Here is a 20,414-nt window from a genome sequence, read left to right on the forward strand (position 1 = left end):
CGTTCCAGAAGCCTATGTGCAAGCTGTTTTTGCAGAACTAAATCGCCGTCCCCGAAAATGTTTAGGATACAAAACGCCATACGAAGTACATTACTCTAAAAAGTTGCACTTAGCTTGACAATTCGCCGCTTTAAAAACTCTTTTACCCGAATCGTCTTCTTAATTGCTTCGGGAAGAATATCTTCTCGTACTAAGTAAAATTTGTAGTCTTTTTCTTCCTTCATGTCTGTTTCCTCCCTGCAAAATAGAAATACGTCTGCTGCAGCCCCTCAAGCAGCTTAGTCGCCGGACGCCAGCGCAGTGTCTGCTTCGCCAATGCATTATCCAGAGCCGAGCGGTAAATATCGCCGCTGCGGGCCTCTGCATAGGAAACGGGCACGGCTGTCTGGGAAAAATAAAACAGGATTTCCTTCAGCGCGTTAACCGTCGTTTCGATGTTGGTGCTGATATTATAGATTCCCGACGGCGCCTTTTCATCCATGGCGGCCATGTTGGCCCGGACGACGTCTTTGACATAAATAAAATCGCGGGACTGGTCGCCGTCGCCGAATATGGTAATCTCCCGGCCTTCTGCAATAGCGTCGGAAAAGATATAGACGACGCCGCCTTCGCCGTGGCTGCCCTGGCGTTCGCCGTAGACGTTGGAGTAGCGCAGAATTGCATAGGAAAGGCCGAACACGTCATGGTACATCTGAATATACTTTTCAGCCGTCACCTTCGTCAAACCATAAAAGGATGTTGGCTGAAGGGGCGCGTTTTCTGCCAGCGGCACCTGCACATTGTCCCCATATACGGCAGCCGAAGAAGAAAAGAGAAATTTTTTCACGCCAAACTGCCGGCATAGCTCCAATACATTCAGCAGCCCCATGATGTTGAGTTCTGCATCCTCACGGGGGTGCTCCATCGAATAGGGCACCAAGGTCTGCGCTGCTTCATGAAAGACGATGTCAAAAGCACCGTCTGCAAAAATACGGGCCAGCTCGTCCTTCTGCAATATATCCATTTCATAAAATACGGCCTGGTCATGGACGTGTTCCCGGCAGCCGGTACTCAAGTTGTCTACTACGACGACATGATGACCGGCTTCGACGAGACCGTCAACCAGATGAGAGCCAATAAATCCGGCTCCGCCTGTTACTAATATGTTCAATATATGTCACTCCCTGTACTGCATTTACGGCAGCTGGCCGTAATGGATTGGTTCTATATTCTGCTCTTTCATGAGCTGCCGTATGCGCGGCGAGATTAACGCATGAAATTCCTCTTCCCAATGATACCCCCAGGAAAAGGATTTGGAAAGAACGGCCGTGCTCCGCCCCGGATGCATCATGATTTCATGGACGCCGAAAGGCATATACCGCAGGATATGCGCTAAGTTCGCCTCGGTCATATGACCGCCATCGACCATGCCCCAAAAATAGTCCGTCGTCGTAAACCGAAGACGCTTGACATCGGACATGGCTTTTCTCGCCAAATACGTCAAACCGTCCCGCCCCATGACGCGACCCGGACTCGCCGCCATGACTTTAAACGAATAGGATTCCTTCGGAATGCGGAGACGATGGAGGCCGTATTTTTTCATCAAAGCCTGCACGATCTTCCACACCGGCGGCAGCATATGCATGTGCTGATGGCTGTCGACGTGGGTAACGTTCAGGCCGGCGCTCATGATTTTTTCCATCTGCGCATCCAGCTCCCGATATACCTGCTCGAAGTCTATCCGGCCCGTCCACATACGCTTTACGAGAGGGACGTAGCTTTCCGGCAGCAATCCGTTGTCGTCGACTAAGGTCGGAACTTCTTTCGGCGATAACACCGGCGGCAAGGCGCCGACAAGGCACAAATGAATGCCGACGCCAAGCCCGGGATATTGCCGCGCCAACGCGGCGGCCTCGTCAAAAGCCGGCCCCGACGCCAGGAGCGATGTGCTCAGCAGCAGTCCTTGCTCATAGGCCTCTATGACGGCCCTGTTTACTTCCGTATGAATGCCGAAATCATCGGCGTTGATAATTACTCTGTTCATCTCAGGTCACCGTAAAAAATCGAAATTTTTAAAATTCAATTTCCCTACGCTGGACAATTCACCGTCGCCGTAAGTCTTTCGGAAGGCGGCAATAGCCGAAGCGATGCCCATATAGGCTCCCTTGGGAAAGGTCATGCCGTACTGCTGAGCCAAACGGGCCATGGCGTCGACGAAAGCCTGCCGGGCCAGGATAGATGCCGCCGCGACAGCCGTATCCCGTTCGCCCTTCGTAACCTGGATGATTTGATGTGACGATGCTTCGTCTTGCAGTTCAGCTAAAACATATTCCTCTTTACCGAACTTATCGACTATTATACATGGACATTCGTATTTTGACAATAGTACACGTATGTTATGTCCATGTATACTGCCCAGGAGATGGTTTAAATTTTTTCGTCTTTGCTTAAAGGCCTGGTACCGGGCGTTATATTCCTCCGGCATGAGAACGGAGACGACGCAGCGGTCTCCCAGCATCTCCCGTATCTCTGCAGCCAGACGGGCAATCGCATCGTCCGTCAGCATCTTGCTGTCGCAGACGCCGAGACGGCGGAGCGGCACTTCTTCATCAGCCTGAATCAGGCAGGCCGCCGCGACCAGCGGTCCGAATACGTCGCCCTTCCCCGATTCGTCGCAGCCCATCCAGCAGGAAATTCCCTGCGGATGCAGCCCCTCTGCGCCGCCCTGCGGAGCTGCGGCGGAAAGGGCCGCCCTTTCGCCCGTCGCCAGCGCCGTCAGGGTCTGCTTCAGCTCCCCGTCCTTTCCCTGCACGACGACGGACAGGCCTTTTTTGCCGTAGTAAAAATTGACCGTCCCTTCGGCAGTCCCCTGGGCGCAGACGACTTGATGCCCATAGTTTATATCCTTTTCCCGCACGCAGCGAATCTGCGCTGCGGCGAGCTTACCCTTAAAATCTTCAACGATTGGTTGCAATTTTACATCCATACAGTCTATACGCCTCTTCCTTTGCCTTTCGCTGCCATTCCTTCAGCGCCGTCCCGGTCCGCGCGGCAGCGGCGCGGCAGTCGTCGTATTCGGCGGAAATATTGGTGACCTTTCCGCCGTATGAGCTTATCTTACAGCGAATCCGTTCGCCGTCTACGCAAACCGTCTCGATTTCCCGGCTGCAAATCGTGCGCCGAACAGGAAAATACCGGATGCCGATGGACGTCGTTTCGGCAAAAATAAGAGAAGCCGCCGCCTCGATCATCTCTTCCGGGCACAATACGCACAGCATAGACGCCATGCGGCATTTCTTCATCATCATGGGCATAGCCCACACGTCGTTAACGCCCAAGTCCAGCAGCTTTTGGAATACGTATTCCATGTTCTGCGGATTCATATCGTCAATATTGGCTTCTATCTGCCACAGCGTTTCCATGGCCTCACCTCATCCGATTGATCATATCGGCCATGCGGCCGGCGCCGAAACCGTTGTCGATATTGACGACGGACACGCCGGCGGCGCAGCTGTTGAGCATAGCCAGCAGAGCTGACAAGCCATGGAAATTAGCGCCGTAGCCGATGCTCGTCGGCACGGCGACGACCGGTTTGTCTACGAGGCCGCCGACGACGCTAGCCAAGGCACCTTCCATACCAGCAACGACGACGCAGACGTTAGCCCGGCGGATCTCTTCGCTGCGATTCAGCAGGCGGTGCAGGCCGGCAACACCGACGTCGTAAATGCGCTCTACCTTATTTCCCATGATTTCCGCCGTCAACGCCGCTTCTTCGGCAACAGGAATATCGCTGGTACCGGCGGTGATGACGGCGATGACCCGGTCGCCGTTGACGACGGTTTTATCCTTAAACTGGTAGACCATGCGGGCCAGTTCGTCGTACTGCGCGTCGGGGATTTCCGGCGCAAGCTTGTCATACACGTCTTTGGAAGCCCGCGTGCCGATGACGTTATCATACTGCTTCATGAGAACGCGCAGAATCTGCACCGACTGTCCGACAGTCTTTCCGGCACAGTAGACGACCTCCGGAAAACCGCACCGCTTCTGGCGCTGTAAATCCAGATTAGCAAAACCCAAATTAAGAACAGACGGTTCATCATGCTGCAAAGCAGCTGTTGCTGCTTCCAGTGTCAGCGCGCCCTCCTTATACTGCTGCAAAATCATTTCTATCGTATTATTCATCATATTTCTCCTTAAATCCATTTGCTTCCCAGGCCTTATACACAATAACGCCTACAGACATGGAAAGATTCAATGATTCCGTATCGCTGCGCATAGGAATGGTCAGCACCTCGCTGCACTGTTCAATCAGCGTATCAGATAAGCCGTTTCCTTCATTGCCGAAGGCCAGTACGACAGGCCGTGCATACGCCGCCTGAGCGTACGATGTTGTCCCCTGCGGTGCTGTTCCCAACAAAACCCTCCCCTGCTGACGGCAAAATTCAATCAGCTGCGCTTCACTGACATCCTGCACAATAGGAACTTTGAATATGGCTCCCATAGCACTGCGGATGGTCTTGTCATTATATACGTCGACGCTGCCTTCGCTCAGCAAAATCGCCGCGGCATTCGCCGCTGCCGCCGTCCGGATAATCGTCCCTAAATTTCCCGGGTCCTGAACGGCCTGCAAATACACGACGGCCTGACGCGGCGCAAGGCCATTCAGTTCGTCGAGAGACACTGTGACATATGGCAGCATCGCTGCGATACCCTGCGGCGCTTTCGTGTCCTTCAGCTTGTCGTACACGCTGTCCGTCACGGAAAAAAACGTCCAGTCCAGGGCCCGCCCCATGTCGTATATGTCTTGAAACTTCTCATGTTCCCTGCCCTTCGGCGAAAGAAAGCAAACGGCGCGGCGAATGCCGCTTTCCGCTGCATCTCTGACGACGCGCATTCCTTCGACGAAGACCATCCGCTCCTGCTGCCGTCCCTTTTTCTGCTTCAGCGAGCAGGCTTTTTTGATCCATTGATTGTCGCGGGACGTAATGGATTTCATCGTTTCATACTTGTTTTCCTGCATATCTGACTCCTCTGCCCATAACTTAAATAAGTGCAATACCCCTCTGGATATTGCACTTATACTGCGTATCTGCCTTACTTCGTCTCATCCTGCCGGTTGGACTGCAGTAAGCTGTCGCGATTCTGCTTGATGCTGGACAAGGTCTTTTCCAACGTCGATTCGACGTATTTCAAGACGTCGCCGGCGTATGTAATGGAACTGCTCTTCAATTCTTCCGAAGACTGATTGGCGTCCAGAATAATCTGATTCGCCCGTTTCTGCGCCTGGCGCACCAGTTCGCTTTCTTCCGTCAATTTGGCAATATAGTCCTTGGCCTGCGCCACCATGCTGTCGGCATGATGCTGCGCGTCGGCAATAATCTTATCTTTTTCGGCCAGTACCTTTTTCGACTGTTCCAGCTCAGCCGGCATGGATTCCTTCAAGTCGTCGATGATCTGCAGGAGTTCTTCTTCCTCAATCATCTTTTTATTCGTAAAAGGCACCTTCGATGCGTTCATTACCAAGCTTTCCAAATCTTCCAACAATTTATCCGAATTCATGTCTTCCACCCCTACGCCTGATATTTATCTTTGAACTTTTCTTTCAACTTCTGTTCTACGTACGCGGGCACCATGTCGTCGAGCTTGCCGCCGAAGCACGCCAGTTCGCGGATGCCTGTAGAGCTGATAAAGGAATACTTTGTACTCGTCATAATAAATACGGTTTCAATATCCGGTTCGACTTTTTTCATGAGCAGCGCCCGCTGGAATTCGTATTCAAAATCGCTGAGGGCCCGCAAGCCGCGTATAATGATCGTCGCGCCGTGTTCGATGGCGTATTCGTTCAGCAAGCCATGAAAGCTGGCTACTTCGATATTGGGAATATGACGCGTCGTTTCCCGAAGCATGTCTTCCCGTTCCTCCATCGTAAACAGCGGCTTTTTCGACGGATTTTCAAATACGGCGATAATAAGCTTATCTACTAATTTGCTGCTGCGTTCAAAAATATCAATGTGTCCATTCGTCACGGGGTCGAAGCTGCCCGGACAAATTCCGATTTTCACGATTCAATTCCTCCCTGATGCCTGCGGATAAAGGCGATGCGCGTATCCTTTCCATAGGCTTTTTCTCTGATGATCTCATACAGCAGGCTGTCTGCTATCTCTTCGTCCCTGCTGTGTTCCATGAGAAGTAATCCGTCAGGAGCCAGCAAATCGTATTGACATATTAAAGCAATCGTACTATTCACCAAATTCTTATTATACGGTGGATCCGCAAAAATATATTGAAATTGACGTCCCTGCAGCCGCGCCAAGGCCTTGCCGGCCTCCATGCGGAGGATTTCATACTGCCCGCCAAAGCCGCACAATTCGGCGTTCTGCCGAATCAGGGCCTGCGTGTAGTGGTCGATAAACACGCAGTGCGCCGCGCCGCGGCTCAGGGCTTCCAGGCCCAAGGCTCCCGTGCCGGCAAAGATGTCCAGCACAGAAGCACCTTCCAGCACGCCGTTGGCCAATATGTTGAACAAGCTTTCCCTCGTACGGTCCAGCGTCGGCCTCGTCAGCATGCCTTTCGGCGATTTCAATATTCTCCCTTTTGCACTGCCGGATATGATTCTCACATAATCACCTGCTCGTACACAAACAATTATACACGTTTTTCTTTACATATCAAATAGCAAAGGCCCATAAGAAAAAGAAAATTTTTCCTTAGTTTTTCTTGATTCTCTCTACCTTCAGCTCCCGTCCCTGCATGAGGCGGATGATGTTGTCCTTATGGCGCACGACGACGAGGACGGCCGCAATCAAACCGAATATCGTAAGCGGCAGGGGCTCGTCGAAGAAGTACATCAAAACCGGCACCAGTACGGCGGCGACGATAGAGCCGAGAGATACGATGCGCGTCGCCGCGACGATAGCACACCATATGGCGAAGACGATGAGCGTTTCCCAAGGAGCCAGGAACAAGATGATGCCCAGACCGGTGGCCACGCCCTTGCCGCCTTTAAATTTCAGGAAAATAGAGCAGGAATGGCCGACGAGAGCCACGCAGCCGCCGAGCACCATGAGGTAGATGCGCTGGTCTTCCGGCATGGCCATCGCCGAAGCGGCGACTTGTCCCAAATACACGCCGAGCATACCCTTGGCGACGTCCAGGATGAGGACGGCCAGGCCGCCGGCGGCGCCGAAGACGCGGTAGGCGTTCGTCGCGCCCGTATTATGGCTGCCGTAGTCCCGCGGGTCCGTATGGTAAATGGCCTTGCCGATGACCAGGCCGCTCGGAAAGGAGCCCGCGATATACGCTAAGAGCAAGCAAGCGATTCCCATCATCATAGGGCGTCACCATCCTTCTTTCCCCGCAGTATCAGGCGAATCGGCGTACCTTCAAAGCCGAAGGTTTCGCGCAGCCGGTTTTCCAAAAAGCGCAGATAGGAGAAATGCATGAGCTGCGGCTCGTTGACAAACAAAATGAACGTCGGCGGCTGCACGGAGGCCTGCGTCATATAATAGATTTTCAGCAGCTTGCCGCCCTTGGCCGGCGGCGGATTGGTCAGCTGGGCGTCTTCGATGAGCTCGTTCAGTACGCTCGTCGACACGCGCATATGCTGCTGTTCCGATACGAATTTGACCATGTCGGCCAAACGGTTGATGCGCTGCTTAGTCAGGGCCGAAGCGAACAAGATCGGCGCGTACTGCAGGAACGCCAGCTCGCGGCGGATGTCTTCTTCGTACTTCTGGCTCGTCTTGCTGTCCTTGGTCACCAGGTCCCATTTATTGACGACGATGACGCATCCCTTGCCCGCTTCGTGGACGTAGCCGGCAATTTTCTTATCCTGTTCCGTTACGCCTTCGACGCCGTCCAGTACAAGGACAGCCACGTCGCAGCGGTCTACGGCCCGCAGGGCGCGGACGACGCTGTACCGTTCGACGGGAATGTCGATTTTCCCCTTGCGGCGCATGCCTGCCGTATCGATGAGGACGAACTTAGATCCTTCGTATTCCCAATGGGTGTCGATAGAATCGCGGGTCGTGCCGGGCATATTGCTGACGATAACCCGGTTCTGCCCCAGCAGGGCGTTGGTCATAGATGATTTGCCTACGTTCGGACGGCCGACGAGGGCGATGTGTATCGTTTCTTCGTCGTCTTCTTCATAGGGCACGTTTTTGATGTGCTTTAGCACTTCGTCCAGCAGGTCGCCCAGGTTCATGAGGTTGACAGCCGAAATGCCGATGGGATCGCCCAGGCCGAGGCTGTAAAATTCATAAATGTTCATGGACAGCTCTACGCTGTCGATTTTGTTGACTACCAAAATGACCGGCTTGCCGCTGGAGCGGAGGATGCGGGCGATATCTTCATCCTGAGGCTGAACGCCGGCTTTCCCATCGACGACGTACAGGATGACGTCGGCTTCGCGGATAGCCAGCTCTGCCTGATAGCGCATGCTCGTGAAGATATGATTTTCCGAATCGACGAATTCGATGCCGCCCGTATCGATCATAGTAAATTCCTGATTGAGCCATTCTGCGTCATAGTAAATGCGGTCCCGCGTGACGCCGGGAATATCCTCTACGATAGAAATGCGCTTCTTGACAATAGCGTTGAATAACGTCGACTTGCCTACGTTCGCCGGCCGACGATAGCTACTAACGGTTTATACATACCAGTTTCCTGTTGTCCTTTCTTAATATGAAAAAAGGATAACCGGGCATGCCGGCTATCCCCCTTCGTTGAAAATTATTCGCCTTCTACAGCGTCGTCAGCTGCTTCGGCCTGTTCTTGTTTGTCCAGATAGTTGCGAACTTCCTGTTCTTCTTCATCTTTCTGAATAGCCAGGACACTCAAGGATATTTTCTTTTTATCCGTGTCGATGCCGATGATCTTGACGTTCATAACGTCGCCGATGTTGACCAGGTCTTTAACGACGGCACCGCGTTTTTCCGTCAGTTCGGATACGTGGAGCAAGCCCTGGAGTTCGGGATCGATCGCCAAAATAGCGCCAAAGGGAAGGAGCTTCTTAACTTCGCCTTTTACGACGTCGCCGACTTCAAATTTTTCGATAGCGGCAATCCAGGGATTCTTCTGGAGCGCTTTCAAAGACAAGGAAATACGGTTCCGTTCCTGATCGAATTTCTGTACCAATACGTTAAGCTTTTCACCGACCTGAAGAACAGCGTCGACAGAGCTTACGCGCTTCCAGGAAATGTCAGAAATGTGGAGCAGGCCTTCTACGCCGCCCAAGTCGATAAACGCGCCGTACGGCATGATTTTAACGACTGTGCCTTCGAGAACTGCGCCTTCTTCGATATTCTGCAGCGCTTCAGCCCGTTTCTGTTCCCGTTCTGCTTCCAAAACGGCTTTACGGGACAAGACGAGACGGTTTTTGTGTTCGTCAATGTCGATGACTTTGACCTGGAAGGTCTGGCCGACGAGATTATCCAAGGATTTTACGAATTTAACGTCGCCCTGGGACAGGGGAATAAATCCGCGCAGAGATTTAATGGAAACGACAAGGCCGGCCTTGTTTGTTTCTTTGCCTACGCATTCGACGAGCTGATCGTTTTCAAAAGCGTCGCGAACTTCTTTCCAGTCTTCGACTTTCTTCATCTTGACGAGAGACACGACGATAGAGCCTTCTTCTTTAATATTGTTGGCAATTTCTACGGTCAGTTCGTCGCCGACGTGAATGACGTCGCTGGCTTTTTCCGGAGCAGGAACGGCAATTTCCTTCTTCGGCAGAATGGCTTCTGCTTTCGTACCGATGGAAACATAGGCAGCATCATCGTTCACAGAAATAACCGTGCCCTTTACCACGTCGCCTTTCTTTGGATTTTCTTCATAGTCGTACTGATCCAACAATTCTTCACTCATTACTTCTGTGCCTTCAGCTTGCAAATTTTCCATAATATCAACAACCTCCTGTATTATCCAATCCGGTGTGGAAGCACCGGCTGTAATGCCTATATGATTCATACCACGAAAGGCCGCCGTGTCTAATTCAGCCGCCGTTTCAATATGGTATGTAGGGCAACCCTGTTCTCTGCATACCTGCGCCAGCCTTCCCGTATTGGCGCTGTTCCTGCCGCCGACGACGATCATGGCGTCTACCTTGCCGGCCAATTCCACAGCGGCGTTCTGGCGCTGCTGCGTCGCCGTGCAGATAGTCATGTGCACGTCTAAATCGTTCGTCTTCGTCTTCAGGATTTCGGCAATGCGCTTGAATTGCTCTTGGGAAAAAGTCGTCTGGACGACGACTCCCAGTGATTCAGAAAAGGGAATTTGTTCTGCTTCAATTTCCCTATCTATTATAATAGCACGATTTGCCCCCCATTGTGAAATACTAATTACTTCAGGATGGGCTTTTTCGCCTATAATTACTAAATTTTTTCCTTCTTCGACGATTTTTTTCGCGTCTTGCTGTGCTTTTTTGACATGGGGACACGTCGCGTCGATGACGCGTATGCCCCGCCGGGAAGCTTCTTCATAGACGCTGGGGCCAACGCCGTGCGAGCGGATCAGGACCGTTTCGCCATCGCCCACTTCGTCGAGAGAATCGACGGGAGCCACTCCCTGTGCGGATAGACGGGCTACGACCTGTGGGTTATGAATGATGGGCCCCAGGGTTTTCGTCCCCGTTTCCGCCTGCGACGCCATGTCCACGGCCCGGCGCACACCGTAGCAAAAACCGCAGGCCTCGGCAATAGTTACCTTCATTTTTCTGTCCCTCCATGCCGATTTAGCATAGCTAAGACAATTTCCCGAATTTCTTCTGAAAATTGCCGTATCGCTTCCTTATCGGCCTTTTTATCTGCCGGCGGCATGACCGGTTCGCCGAATACGATCTGCACGGGTCCCGTTTTCTTCGGCAGCTCTCTCGAATTGACGACGACTGCCGGAAGGACCGGCACACCTGCCTTGATGGCAATGCCGGCGAAGCCGTCGTGAAACGGCCCGAGTATGCCCTGGCACTTGCGCGTCCCTTCGGGAAAAATGCCGAGAACGCCGCCGCTTTTCAGCACGCGGAACGATTCTACGATGGCCTTTTTATCGATGCGGCCCCGATGGACAGGAAAGGTATGGACATACCGCAGGAACCAATTCATAATCGGGTTGCGGAACAGCTCCTCTTTCGCCATGAAGTGGATGAGGCGATGGCGCACCGCCGTTCCCAGCAAAGGCGGGTCAAAGTAGCTGGCGTGATTGCACACGATGATAAAAGGCCCCTCAGCCGGAATATGCTCTTCGCCGTAGACTTTCATGCCGATGAGTGTGTAAGTCACGAAGTTGAATATCCGGCGGATAATCCAATACGAAACGGCTTTCATCGACAGCGCTGCTGAATTAAATCGGTAATCGCATCGGCCGTTTCTTCCAGATTTAATTCGCTGTTGTCGAGAAGAATCGCGTCGTCGGCCTGTCGCAAGGGACTGACGGCGCGGTGAGAATCCATATCGTCGCGGGACGCTATGCTGGCCGCAATGTCCTCCAGCGTTTCCGTACCGCCTTTCGCCTGTACTTCCAGGTAACGGCGGCGGGCCCGCGATTCGACGGACGCCGTTAAGAATATCTTCAAATCGGCCTTCGGCAGCACGACGGTGCCGATGTCGCGGCCGTCCAAAATGACGCCGCCTCCTTCGGCCATGTTCCTCTGTAATTGTACCAGTTTTTCCCGTACGACTGCAAGAGCTGAAACGGAAGATACGCGAGAAGATATATCCTGCGTGCGGATGGCGTCGGTAACTTCCCTTTCGCCGACGAACACGCGGCACTTATCTTCCAGCGGCTCCAGCCGGATGTCGATGCGCTCCGTCAGCGCCCTGACGGCCTCCGCGTCTCCTATATCGATTTTTTCCTGCAGCATCGCCCAGGTAAAGGCCCGGTACATCGCGCCCGTATCAATGTACAAATACCCCAGTCTCTTGGCCACCAGTCGGGCGGCGCTGCTCTTTCCGGCTCCGGCCGGCCCGTCGATGGCTACGGTCAAACGTTCCATCCCTTATTCCTCCTTTGCCGCTGCCATGCCGGCTACGTAGCCCGTCGAAAAGGCAGCCTGCAGATTATATCCGCCCGTATAGGCGTCTATGTCCATTACCTCGCCGGCAAAATACAGCCCCGGCGTCAGCTTGGATTCCATCGTCTTGGGATTGATTTCCCGCACGCTGACTCCGCCGGCCGTAACGATGGCTTCCTCGATAGGCCGCGTCCCCGTAATCGTCAGGGTCAGCGCCTGCAGCGAATCGACCAGATCTTGCCGCTGCTCGCGGGAAATCTGGTTGACCTGACAACGGCCGTCGATGCCGGCCTGTTCCAGCACGATGGGAATGAGCCGCTGCGGCAGCAGGTCTTTCATAGCGTTTTCCGCTTCCTTGCGGATGTATTTCTGGAAATCGCGCTGTACGCGCTGATCCAGCGTTTCCTTAGACAAGGCCGGCTTTAAATTGATGCGCAGCTGCATGGGATATTGGCATTGCTTCTTGTGCGCCGCCGCCGCGCTGAGCATGAGGATAATCGGCCCCGATACGCCGAAATGGGTGAAAAGCATTTCGCCGAACTGCGAGGCGAGCATCTTCCCCCGCTTCCACAAGGAGGCCTCGACGTTGCGCAGCGACAAGCCCGACAAGGCATGAGGCCACGTTTCCTTCGTCGTAAAGGGAATGAGCGACGGCTTGAGCTCTGTCACGGCATGGCCCAGGCCCTTAGCAAAGCCGTATCCGTCGCCGCTAGAACCCGTGACGGGATAGGACATGCCGCCCGTCGTAATAATGCAGGCGTCGCCTTCATACTGCCCGGCCTGCGTACGGACCGCAAAAGTATCGCCCCAGCGCTGCACGGCCGTCGCCGCCTCGTTCAGGCGGATATGCACGCCGGCGAGGCAGAGACGGTCGTATAAGAGCTTGCGCACTTCAATGGCGCTGTCCGACTGGGGAAAAACGCGGCCGCCGCGTTCTACCTTCGTTTCCAGTCCCCACTGATGCAGCAAGTCCAGCAGGTTTTCATTGGAAAACTGGCCGTAGGCGCTGTATAAGAATTTTCCGTTTCCCGGCGTATGGGCGACGAACTCGTCCATGGCGCAGGCATTAGTCAGGTTGCAACGGCCCTTGCCGGTAATGCCCATCTTTTTTCCGACGATATTATTTTTTTCCAGCAGCGTAACCGACGCGCCCTGTCCGGCCGCGGCCAAGGCGGCCATGATGCCGGCGGCGCCGGCGCCGATGATAATGACGTGTTTCATCAGACGTTCCCGCCTTTTTATTTGTATTTATACAGTTCAGCGACTTCTTCAGGCTTCAGGCTGCGGTACGAGCCGCGCTTGACGCCGCTCAGGGTCAAGAAGGCGTACTGGACGCGGCGCAAATTGTGCACCTGAAAGCCAAAATGCTCGATCATGCGGCGTACCTGGCGGTTTTTCCCTTCGTGAATCGTAATTTCTATCGTCGTCAGGCCGCTCTTGCTGTCGAAGCCGACGTAGTATACGTCAGCAGGAGCTGTCATGCCGTCTTCCAGCGGCACGCCGTCGGCTAGATTCTGCAGTATCGTATCGGAAATGCGTCCTTTGACCTTGACTTCGTAGGTCTTATCGACCATCGTGCTGGGATGCATGAGGATGTTGGCCAGCTCACCGTCATTGGTCATGAGCAGAAGGCCTTCCGTATTTTGGTCCAGCCGCCCTACGGCGTAAATGCGGTCCTTTTCCTTGCGGAAATAATCCATGACCGTCGGCCGGCCCTGGTCGTCGCTGGACGTCGTAATGACGCCCTTGGGCTTATTAAATAAGTAATAATGCTTGGGCTGCGCTTCCAGCCGTTTGCCGTCGACGAGGATGATATCCTTATCGGGATTTACCTTCGTCCCGAGCTCGCGGACGATGACGCCGTTTACCCGGACCCGTCCGTCTAAAATCATCTGCTCCGATGCGCGGCGCGACGCGATGCCGCAGTTACTCATTACCTTCTGTAGCCTTTCCATCTATATCCTCCTGTATCTCTTCGCCGGCAGGCGCCGTCAGCTCCGGCGGCACGCGGCCGGCCAGTTCTTCCAGCGAATCCATGCCGATGCATTCCAAAAAATATGCCGACGTGCCGTACATGATCGGCCGTCCCGGACTATCCTTCCGTCCCAAATCTACGATCAGCCCCTGCTGCAGCAGAGACGATAAAATGCGCTCCGACGACACGCCGCGCAGCTTTTCGATATCGGCCCGCGTGACAGGCTGCTTGAAGGCCACGATAGCCAGTACCTCCAAGGCCATGGGCGACAGCTCCGCCGCGCCTGTCCGCACCCATTTGACTGCGTCGTACAGCTCGGGCCGCGTGACCAGCTGATACCCTCCGGCAACGCGGATGAGCTTGAGGCCGCGCCGTTCGTCGAGAACCTGCTCCAGCGCCGAAGCCGCCGCTTCCGTTTCTTCGCGGCTCCAGCCCGTGTGGGCGCAAATATCGGCCGCCGTCATAGGCTGGCCGCTGAGAAACAGCAGCGCCTCGAGCAGCGCTTCCGGCTTATGCGTATGCGCCGGCATACCGCAAGGCAACGGCATTCCCATCCTCTCCCTCCGAAACAGTATGGCAGGTTCCCAGCTTAATGAGCTCCAATACGGCCAGGAAGGTGACGACGAGCTCGACCTTGGAGCGGCACCGGCGAAATACGGCCAGCACGGAAGCCGGCCGCGCCGTTTGGCGCAGCTGGTACACGACGCGCTGCATGCACTCTTCCACGCTGTATATTTCCTGCCGGATATGAACCTCCGGCGGCTTTTTTTCTTCCAGCGCCCGATATACGAGGCGAAAAGCCCGGTACAGGGCATCGCGCTCGATCGTCCCGACAAAGCGGGCCTGATAGGGCATAGGCGTCGCCGGCCGTTCCAGCATATGGCTCCGCTGCTCCCACAACGCGCCCATGACGCCGGAAATTTCTTTCATCCGCTTGTACTCGACGAGCTGGCGGACTAACTGGTCCTGCAGATCCTCTTCGTCCTCTTCCGGCTCCGCCTTAGGCGGTTTAGGCAGCAGCAGGCGCGACTTAATCTGCAGCAGCGTCGCCGCCATGACGAAAAATTTGCTGGCGTAATTGACGTCGAAGCCGTCGAGCTGCTCGACGTAGGCGTTGAACTGATCGGTGATCTCCGCTATGGGAATATTGTAAATATCGACTTTGTTTTTTTCGATTAAATACAACAGCAAATCCAAAGGCCCTTCGAAATCAGATACTTTGTACTGATATGCTTCCATACAGACCGCCATTCTTATATTATAAATTAAACGAAAGAATATTACAAAAAAGGTTTGGATTTCCATCCAAACCTTTTAAACATTCTGTAAGACGTGCCGGCTGAAGCCAACGTAACACTCACAGTACTGTGTTATTCATTTGGTGCCGGGGACCGGAATCGAACCGGTACGGATATTTCTATCCGACGGATTTTAAGTCCGTTGCGTCTGCCAGTTCCGCCACCTCGGCACGACGAGAAATATGGAGGCGGCACCCAGAATCGAACTGGGGATGAAGGTTTTGCAGACCTCTGCCTTACCGCTTGGCTATGCCGCCATATTATGGAGCGGAAAACGAGGCTCGAACTCGCGACCCCCACCTTGGCAAGGTGGTGCTCTACCACTGAGCTACTTCCGCATGTAGATGGTGCTCAGGGACGGAATTGAACCGCCGACACGGGGATTTTCAGTCCCCTGCTCTACCGACTGAGCTACCTGAGCAAAATATGGCGACCCCGATCGGATTTGAACCGACGATCTTCGCCGTGACAGGGCGACATGTTAAACCGCTACACCACGGGGCCGTTTCATACTTATCGGAACCTCTCGCGTTCCGACAAAAAGTATTCTACCATGTCCCACTCGTTTTGGCAAGCCCTTTTTTTCATTTTTTTTTATAATTTGCCCATTACGTTTCCCGAACTCCTTTGGCCCCCTGTATCAGGCGAAAAAAATCCCCTGCCCGGACAGGGGCAAGGGACTTGTATTCCATATTATTTTGCATAATCGATCATTCGCGTTTCCCGAATGACGACGACTTTGATCTGACCGGGATATTCCAGTTCGGCCTCGATCCGCTTGACGATGTCGTGAACGAGGAGAACACAATCCGATTCGTCGATCTTTTCCGGTTTGACCATGACGCGGATTTCGCGTCCGGCCTGTATGGCAAAGCAATCTTCGACGCCGTCGAAAGATTTTGCGATTTCTTCCAGTTTTGTCAATCGCTTCAGGTAGCTTTCCAGCGTTTCCCGTCTTGCACCTGGCCGCGCCGCCGATACGGCGTCCGCCGCCGACACGAGGACGGCTTCGATGCTCCGCGGCTCTTCGTCGCCGTGGTGCGCGGAAATACAGTTGATGCTCAGCTTGGATTCGCCGTACTTCTTGGCGACTTCCGCGCCGATAGATACGTGGGTGCCTTCCAATTCATGATCCAGGGCTTTGCCGATATCATGAATCAAACCGGCCCGCTTGGCCAGCGTTTCGTCTACGCCGAGCTCGGCGGCCATAATGCCCGCCAGCTGGGATACTTCGATAGAATGGCGCAGTACGTTCTGGCCGTAGCTCGTACGGTACCGCAGACGCCCCAGGATCTTGATGAGTTCCGGATGCAGGCCGTGAACGCCTGTTTCATACGTCGCCTGTTCGCCGGCTTCGCGGATCTTCTGGTTGACTTCCTTGCGGGCTTTTTCCACCATTTCTTCAATGCGCGCCGGATGAATACGTCCGTCGGCGATGAGCTTTTCCAAGGCGATGCGGGCGATTTCGCGACGAATGGGGTCGAAGCACGACAAGATGACGGCTTCCGGCGTATCGTCGATGATGAGGTCGACGCCCGTCAGAGTTTCGATAGCCCGGATATTACGGCCTTCCCGGCCGATAATACGGCCTTTCATTTCGTCGTTCGGCAGGGATACGACGGAGACCGTCGTTTCCGCTACGTGGTCGGCAGCGCAGCGCTGAATCGCCGTGGCAATAATTTCCCGCGCCTTTCCTTCGGCTTCTTCCTTCGCTTCGTCTTCCATCATCTTGATCATTTGAGCCGTTTCGTGCTTTACCTCCGACTGCACGTTGCAAAGGAGGAGCTCCTTCGCCTCGTCGTATGTAAGGCCCGAAATCCGTTCCAGTTCAGCCATTTCCTGGGCGTGAAGCGCTTCGATCTTCTCCTGGATTTTCGTCACTTCGTCTTCCTTACGCTGCAACGATTCCTCTTTCTTTTCTATGGACTCAAATTTCTTGTCTAAATGTTCTTCCTTCTGCAGCAACCGCCGTTCCATGCGTTGTAATTCGCTGCGGCGCTCCTTATTTTCCCGTTCGGCGTCCGTACGCAGTTTATGCACTTCTTCCTTGCCTTCCAGGACGAGTTCCTTCTTGCGGGCTTCTGCATTCTGCTGCGCCGTGGAAATAATCCGCTGCGCTTCTACTTCGGCCTGCCCGATCTTGCCTTCGGCAATGTTCTTGCGGTAAATATACCCTGCGCCTACGCCTATGACGCCGCAGACGATTGCTGCGACAATGCTAGCTAACATGTACTGATTTCACCTCCCCTTCATCAAAAAAAGCCGAACGGCAGTCCGGCTTTTTTATATGAGTATGTGTTGTTTACGTCATCTTCAAAAAACCTACAATTATGCAAAATATTTGACCAGTGTCAACCGGCTCATTTAATTGTAAAATTTTTTGATAACTATGTCAAGAATAAAAGTCATCCACGACGTTTCGAATCACCGAGGGTGAAAAGCCGCGGTATTGAAGAAAACGGGCGATTTTCCGCGCGTCCCCTCCGCCTTTGAAGCGCTGGGCCACCAACCGCCGCGCCGTTTCGTCCTCGTCGGGCCGCTCCAGCTCGTCGGGAACGGGAAGGTCCCGGCGGCGCAGGCAGTTGACGATGTACAAATGGCCGTACCGGCCCTTCTGGGCATACTGCTTGTACACGGCTCGGGCCAGGCGCTCGTCGTCGACGAACCGCTCCTCCTTCAGCTTGGCGATGACGGCATCTATTACCTCGCCGTCGGCATCATGCCGCTCCAGCTTGCGGCGCAGCTCGCCTTCGCTGAGAAAGCGGACGTTCAGCAGGCGCAGCGATTTTGCATAGGCTTCCTTATAGTCCATGCTTATTCGCCGTCAGTTTCTGCCAGCGTGTCGGGCAAGTCGTCGGCCTGCATCGGTTCTTCCATCACGTCTTCAAATTTTTCCGGCTCGGCGGCTAAGGTATCGCGGATAATCTGTTCAATTTCGTCGGCAATGTCGCCGTGCTCTTTCAGGAATACCTTGACGTTTTCCTTGCCCTGGCCCAGCCGTTCGCCCTTATACGAATACCAGGTGCCGCTCTTTTCGATGATGTCCATGGACGCGCCCAAATCGAGAATCGTCCCTTCGCGGGAAATACCCGTGCCGTACATGATGTCGAATTCGCAGTTTCGGAACGGCGGCGCGACTTTATTTTTTACGACCTTAACCCGGGCCCGGTTGCCGATGACGTCGCCGCCGGCCTTAATGGCTTCGCCCTTGCGGATTTCCATGCGGATAGAGGCGTAGAATTTCAGGGCCCGGCCGCCCGTCGTCGTTTCGGGGTTGCCGAACATGACGCCGACCTTTTCACGGAGCTGGTTGATAAAGATGACGATGGCCTTCGATTTAGCGATAATGCCGGTCAGCTTACGCAGGGCCTGGCTCATGAGGCGGGCCTGCAGGCCGACGTGGGAATCGCCCATTTCCCCTTCGATTTCCGCCTTCGGCACCAGGGCGGCTACGGAGTCGACGACGATGATGTCTACAGCGCCGCTGCGTACCAGTTCTTCCGTAATTTCCAGAGCCTGCTCGCCGTTGTCCGGCTGGGAAATGAGCAGCTCCGCCGTATCGACGCCGAGATGACGGGCATAGACCGGGTCTAAGGCATGTTCCGCGTCGATGAAGGCCGCAATGCCGCCGCTCTTTTGGGCCGAAGCGATGGCGTGAAGGGCCAGCGTCGTCTTACCGGACGATTCGGGGCCGTAAATTTCGATGACGCGGCCGCGGGGATAGCCGCCGACGCCGACTGCCAGGTCAACGGCCAGGGAACCGGAAGAAATGACTTCCATATTCATCTTGTCGGCTATATCGCCGAGACGCATGATCGCGCCCTTGCCGAAATCCTTCTCGATCTTGCGCATTGCGTTTTCAAGCGCAGTTTGTTTCGCATCCATAATATGTCTCCTTATTCTCCTTGTTTCAAGATATATTGAACGGCATAATAAATGGCCCGAGCCGCCGCCCGGCGCTTGACCTCCGCCCTGTCGCCGGGATAGATGTCGCGATGGGATACGGTGCCCCACGGCCCGTCTATGCCCGTATATACGAGGCCTACAGGCTGCTCTGCCGTACCTCCGTCCGGTCCGGCGATGCCCGTCGTGCTGACGGCGATGTCCGAACCGTACAGCCGCCTGCTGCCCTGGGCCATTTCGCAGGCCGTCTGGGCGCTCACTGCCGTATACCGTTCCAGCGTCTCATGAGATACGCCGAGTATCTGTTCTTTCATTTCGTTGCAGTACGTGCCGGCCGAACCGCGGAAGTAGGCTGACGCGCCGGGCACGTCCGTAATCAGGGAGCCGACGAGGCCGCCCGTACAGGATTCAGCCGCGCTGATCGTCAAATTCCGGCGCAGGGCTTCCCTCCCCAATACGTGAGCGACTGTTTCATCGTCGTAGGCTACGGCCGTCCGCTGCAGGCGGCGGCGCATTTCTTCTTCCAGCGGCGACAGCATGGCCTTAGCCTCCGCTTCCGTCCGGGCCCGCGCCGTAATGCGCACTTCGACGAATCCCGGACGGGCGTACATGGCAATCGTCGGGTTTGACTGCTTCGTCACTAAATCCATGAGCTTTTCTTCAATGAAGGCCTCGCCCATGTCGTAAATCTTGATGTACAGCGACTGGATATAGCCCTGGGAGCCAAAGGTACGAAGCAAATAGGGCTTCAGCCGGTGCTCGTACATCCAGCGCATTTCCGTCGGCGGCCCCGGCAGGTGGACGAGGAGCTTGCCGCCCTTATGGATGGCTACGCCCGGCGCAGTGCCGGCTCCGTTGGAAAAGATATCGGCTCCGGCGGGAATCATGGCCTGACGCTTCTGATTTTCCGTCAGCTCCCGGCTGGGATGATGCTCCTTCACCCACTGGCGTATGCCTTCGACGATGTCGGGGTGATATTCCAGCGGCGCATCCATGACCTTGGCGCCGACGATTTTCGTCACGTCGCCCTGCGTCGGCCCGAGGCCGCCCGTCGTGATGACGATATCGGCCCGCGACAGGGCCGTGCGGAATACCTGCTCCATCCGCTCGGGATTATCGCCGACCGTCGTGTGGTATACGACGGAATAGCCGAGCCGATTGAGTTCTTTAGACAAATACCGCGAATTCTCGTTGACGATTTCTCCGAGCAGCAGCTCCGAGCCCGTCGTAATGAGTTCTACTAACACTGGAT

At 54.6% G+C, this 20,414-nt stretch carries 22 protein-coding genes, 5 tRNA genes and 2 pseudogenes; 1 reads left to right on the top strand and 28 read right to left on the bottom strand.

Annotation, left to right across the window (positions count from 1 at the left end; all coding sequences use genetic code 11):
• Nucleotides 1-118, top strand: a pseudogene (locus CJ260_RS13205) (IS30 family transposase); the annotation flags it as partial.
• Here the strand turns inward: CJ260_RS13205 and CJ260_RS13335 are convergent.
• From CJ260_RS13335 to CJ260_RS09340, 28 genes and pseudogenes are all read right to left on the bottom strand, one after another.
• Nucleotides 96-224 (bottom strand): hypothetical protein, encoded by a 129-nt coding sequence (locus CJ260_RS13335; protein WP_255378492.1) that lies wholly within the window; start codon nt 222-224, stop codon nt 96-98. The pseudogene CJ260_RS13205 and the gene CJ260_RS13335 overlap by 23 nt on opposite strands.
• On the bottom strand, nt 221-1,150 hold the full coding sequence (locus CJ260_RS09210) for an NAD-dependent epimerase/dehydratase family protein (protein ID WP_095629979.1): 930 nt from the start codon (nt 1,148-1,150) through the stop codon (nt 221-223). The genes CJ260_RS13335 and CJ260_RS09210 overlap by 4 nt, the downstream gene beginning before the upstream one ends.
• A 24-nt stretch (nt 1,151-1,174) precedes the next feature.
• Nucleotides 1,175-2,023, bottom strand: a complete 849-nt coding sequence (gene hpnK / locus CJ260_RS09215) for a hopanoid biosynthesis-associated protein HpnK (protein ID WP_095629980.1) — start codon at nt 2,021-2,023, stop codon at nt 1,175-1,177.
• Nucleotides 2,024-2,029: 6 nt separating this feature from the next.
• Nucleotides 2,030-2,965: a ribonuclease HIII gene (locus CJ260_RS09220; protein ID WP_095629981.1), complete on the bottom strand. Its 936-nt coding sequence runs from the start codon at nt 2,963-2,965 to the stop codon at nt 2,030-2,032.
• Nucleotides 2,937-3,401, bottom strand: a complete 465-nt coding sequence (gene larC, locus CJ260_RS09225) for a nickel insertion protein (protein ID WP_095629982.1) — start codon at nt 3,399-3,401, stop codon at nt 2,937-2,939. The genes CJ260_RS09220 and larC overlap by 29 nt, the downstream gene beginning before the upstream one ends.
• Nucleotides 3,402-3,405: 4 nt before the next feature.
• Nucleotides 3,406-4,161, bottom strand: coding sequence for a nickel pincer cofactor biosynthesis protein LarB (gene larB / locus CJ260_RS09230; RefSeq protein WP_198643530.1), 756 nt, complete (start codon nt 4,159-4,161; stop codon nt 3,406-3,408).
• Nucleotides 4,154-4,999, bottom strand: coding sequence for an RNA methyltransferase (locus tag CJ260_RS09235; RefSeq protein ID WP_232818823.1), 846 nt, complete (start codon nt 4,997-4,999; stop codon nt 4,154-4,156). The genes larB and CJ260_RS09235 overlap by 8 nt, the downstream gene beginning before the upstream one ends.
• Before the next feature lie 74 nt (nt 5,000-5,073).
• Nucleotides 5,074-5,538 carry an ATPase gene (locus tag CJ260_RS09240; protein WP_087477681.1) on the bottom strand — a complete coding sequence of 155 codons (465 nt, stop codon included), beginning with the start codon at nt 5,536-5,538 and terminating at the stop codon, nt 5,074-5,076.
• A gap of 11 nt (nt 5,539-5,549) precedes the next feature.
• Entirely contained in the window at nt 5,550-6,041 is a 492-nt protein-coding gene (coaD, locus tag CJ260_RS09245) for a pantetheine-phosphate adenylyltransferase (RefSeq protein WP_095629983.1), read from the bottom strand.
• Nucleotides 6,038-6,598: a 16S rRNA (guanine(966)-N(2))-methyltransferase RsmD gene (gene rsmD, locus CJ260_RS09250; RefSeq protein WP_087477679.1), complete on the bottom strand. Its 561-nt coding sequence runs from the start codon at nt 6,596-6,598 to the stop codon at nt 6,038-6,040. The genes coaD and rsmD overlap by 4 nt, the downstream gene beginning before the upstream one ends.
• Before the next feature lie 88 nt (nt 6,599-6,686).
• Nucleotides 6,687-7,310 carry a glycerol-3-phosphate 1-O-acyltransferase PlsY gene (gene plsY, locus CJ260_RS09255; protein WP_087477678.1) on the bottom strand — a complete coding sequence of 208 codons (624 nt, stop codon included), beginning with the start codon at nt 7,308-7,310 and terminating at the stop codon, nt 6,687-6,689.
• Nucleotides 7,307-8,637, bottom strand: a pseudogene (der, locus tag CJ260_RS09260) (ribosome biogenesis GTPase Der). Before der ends, plsY begins: the two are co-directional and overlap by 4 nt.
• Nucleotides 8,638-8,712: 75 nt before the next feature.
• Nucleotides 8,713-10,689 carry a bifunctional 4-hydroxy-3-methylbut-2-enyl diphosphate reductase/30S ribosomal protein S1 gene (locus tag CJ260_RS09265; protein ID WP_087477676.1) on the bottom strand — a complete coding sequence of 659 codons (1,977 nt, stop codon included), beginning with the start codon at nt 10,687-10,689 and terminating at the stop codon, nt 8,713-8,715.
• Nucleotides 10,686-11,255, bottom strand: coding sequence for a lysophospholipid acyltransferase family protein (locus CJ260_RS09270; RefSeq protein WP_369831743.1), 570 nt, complete (start codon nt 11,253-11,255; stop codon nt 10,686-10,688). Before CJ260_RS09270 ends, CJ260_RS09265 begins: the two co-directional genes overlap by 4 nt.
• 41 nt (nt 11,256-11,296) lie before the next feature.
• Nucleotides 11,297-11,968: a (d)CMP kinase gene (gene cmk, locus CJ260_RS09275; RefSeq protein WP_087477674.1), complete on the bottom strand. Its 672-nt coding sequence runs from the start codon at nt 11,966-11,968 to the stop codon at nt 11,297-11,299.
• Nucleotides 11,969-11,971: 3 nt separating this feature from the next.
• Nucleotides 11,972-13,207, bottom strand: a complete 1,236-nt coding sequence (locus CJ260_RS09280) for an NAD(P)/FAD-dependent oxidoreductase (RefSeq protein ID WP_095629985.1) — start codon at nt 13,205-13,207, stop codon at nt 11,972-11,974.
• A 17-nt stretch (nt 13,208-13,224) separates the two neighbouring features.
• Complete coding sequence (locus CJ260_RS09285) at nt 13,225-13,941, bottom strand: pseudouridine synthase (protein WP_087477672.1); 717 nt, start codon at nt 13,939-13,941, stop codon at nt 13,225-13,227.
• Entirely contained in the window at nt 13,913-14,491 is a 579-nt protein-coding gene (gene scpB, locus CJ260_RS09290; RefSeq protein WP_233127946.1) for an SMC-Scp complex subunit ScpB, read from the bottom strand. The genes CJ260_RS09285 and scpB overlap by 29 nt, the downstream gene beginning before the upstream one ends.
• Complete coding sequence (locus CJ260_RS09295) at nt 14,472-15,200, bottom strand: ScpA family protein (protein WP_095629987.1); 729 nt, start codon at nt 15,198-15,200, stop codon at nt 14,472-14,474. Before CJ260_RS09295 ends, scpB begins: the two co-directional genes overlap by 20 nt.
• Before the next feature lie 140 nt (nt 15,201-15,340).
• Nucleotides 15,341-15,429: transfer RNA gene (locus CJ260_RS09300), tRNA-Leu, on the bottom strand.
• Nucleotides 15,430-15,442: 13 nt separating this feature from the next.
• Nucleotides 15,443-15,516: transfer RNA gene (locus CJ260_RS09305), tRNA-Cys, on the bottom strand.
• Between the two features lie 6 nt (nt 15,517-15,522).
• Nucleotides 15,523-15,597: transfer RNA gene (locus tag CJ260_RS09310), tRNA-Gly, on the bottom strand.
• A gap of 7 nt (nt 15,598-15,604) precedes the next feature.
• Nucleotides 15,605-15,680: transfer RNA gene (locus tag CJ260_RS09315), tRNA-Phe, on the bottom strand.
• Nucleotides 15,681-15,686: 6 nt separating this feature from the next.
• A tRNA-Asp gene (locus tag CJ260_RS09320) sits at nt 15,687-15,763 on the bottom strand.
• Nucleotides 15,764-15,952: 189 nt separating this feature from the next.
• Entirely contained in the window at nt 15,953-17,488 is a 1,536-nt protein-coding gene (rny, locus tag CJ260_RS09325) for a ribonuclease Y (protein ID WP_095629988.1), read from the bottom strand.
• Nucleotides 17,489-17,651: 163 nt separating this feature from the next.
• On the bottom strand, nt 17,652-18,071 hold the full coding sequence (locus CJ260_RS09330) for a regulatory protein RecX (RefSeq protein WP_087477669.1): 420 nt from the start codon (nt 18,069-18,071) through the stop codon (nt 17,652-17,654).
• Between the two features lie 2 nt (nt 18,072-18,073).
• Entirely contained in the window at nt 18,074-19,144 is a 1,071-nt protein-coding gene (gene recA / locus CJ260_RS09335; protein ID WP_087477668.1) for a recombinase RecA, read from the bottom strand.
• 11 nt (nt 19,145-19,155) lie between these two features.
• The gene (locus tag CJ260_RS09340; protein ID WP_095629989.1) at nt 19,156-20,409 is read right to left on the bottom strand and encodes a competence/damage-inducible protein A; all 1,254 of its coding nucleotides are present in this window, start codon (nt 20,407-20,409) and stop codon (nt 19,156-19,158) included.
• Nucleotides 20,410-20,414 lie beyond the last annotated feature (5 nt).

It is taken from the genome of Megasphaera sp. ASD88 (assembly GCF_002287425.1).
In the GTDB taxonomy this organism is placed as follows: domain Bacteria; phylum Bacillota; class Negativicutes; order Veillonellales; family Megasphaeraceae; genus Megasphaera; species Megasphaera stantonii.

Bases quoted from the DNA above. Each gene is read 5' to 3' on its own strand.
- CJ260_RS09295 (WP_095629987.1), bottom strand. From the start codon at position 15,200: ATGGAAGCATATCAGTACAAAGTATCTGATTTCGAAGGGCCTTTGGAT.
- hpnK (WP_095629980.1), bottom strand. From the start codon at position 2,023: ATGAACAGAGTAATTATCAACGCCGATGATTTCGGCATTCATACGGAA.
- recA (WP_087477668.1), bottom strand. From the start codon at position 19,144: ATGGATGCGAAACAAACTGCGCTTGAAAACGCAATGCGCAAGATCGAG.
- rny (WP_095629988.1), bottom strand. From the start codon at position 17,488: ATGTTAGCTAGCATTGTCGCAGCAATCGTCTGCGGCGTCATAGGCGTA.
- larB (WP_198643530.1), bottom strand. From the start codon at position 4,161: ATGAATAATACGATAGAAATGATTTTGCAGCAGTATAAGGAGGGCGCG.
- larC (WP_095629982.1), bottom strand. From the start codon at position 3,401: ATGGAAACGCTGTGGCAGATAGAAGCCAATATTGACGATATGAATCCG.
- CJ260_RS09330 (WP_087477669.1), bottom strand. From the start codon at position 18,071: ATGGACTATAAGGAAGCCTATGCAAAATCGCTGCGCCTGCTGAACGTC.
- CJ260_RS09235 (WP_232818823.1), bottom strand. From the start codon at position 4,999: ATGCAGGAAAACAAGTATGAAACGATGAAATCCATTACGTCCCGCGAC.
- CJ260_RS09265 (WP_087477676.1), bottom strand. From the start codon at position 10,689: ATGAAGGTAACTATTGCCGAGGCCTGCGGTTTTTGCTACGGTGTGCGC.
- plsY (WP_087477678.1), bottom strand. From the start codon at position 7,310: ATGATGATGGGAATCGCTTGCTTGCTCTTAGCGTATATCGCGGGCTCC.
- CJ260_RS13335 (WP_255378492.1), bottom strand. From the start codon at position 224: ATGAAGGAAGAAAAAGACTACAAATTTTACTTAGTACGAGAAGATATT.
- CJ260_RS09220 (WP_095629981.1), bottom strand. From the start codon at position 2,965: ATGGATGTAAAATTGCAACCAATCGTTGAAGATTTTAAGGGTAAGCTC.
- cmk (WP_087477674.1), bottom strand. From the start codon at position 11,968: ATGGAACGTTTGACCGTAGCCATCGACGGGCCGGCCGGAGCCGGAAAG.
- CJ260_RS09285 (WP_087477672.1), bottom strand. From the start codon at position 13,941: ATGGAAAGGCTACAGAAGGTAATGAGTAACTGCGGCATCGCGTCGCGC.
- CJ260_RS09240 (WP_087477681.1), bottom strand. From the start codon at position 5,538: ATGAATTCGGATAAATTGTTGGAAGATTTGGAAAGCTTGGTAATGAAC.
- scpB (WP_233127946.1), bottom strand. From the start codon at position 14,491: ATGCCGGCGCATACGCATAAGCCGGAAGCGCTGCTCGAGGCGCTGCTG.
- CJ260_RS09280 (WP_095629985.1), bottom strand. From the start codon at position 13,207: ATGAAACACGTCATTATCATCGGCGCCGGCGCCGCCGGCATCATGGCC.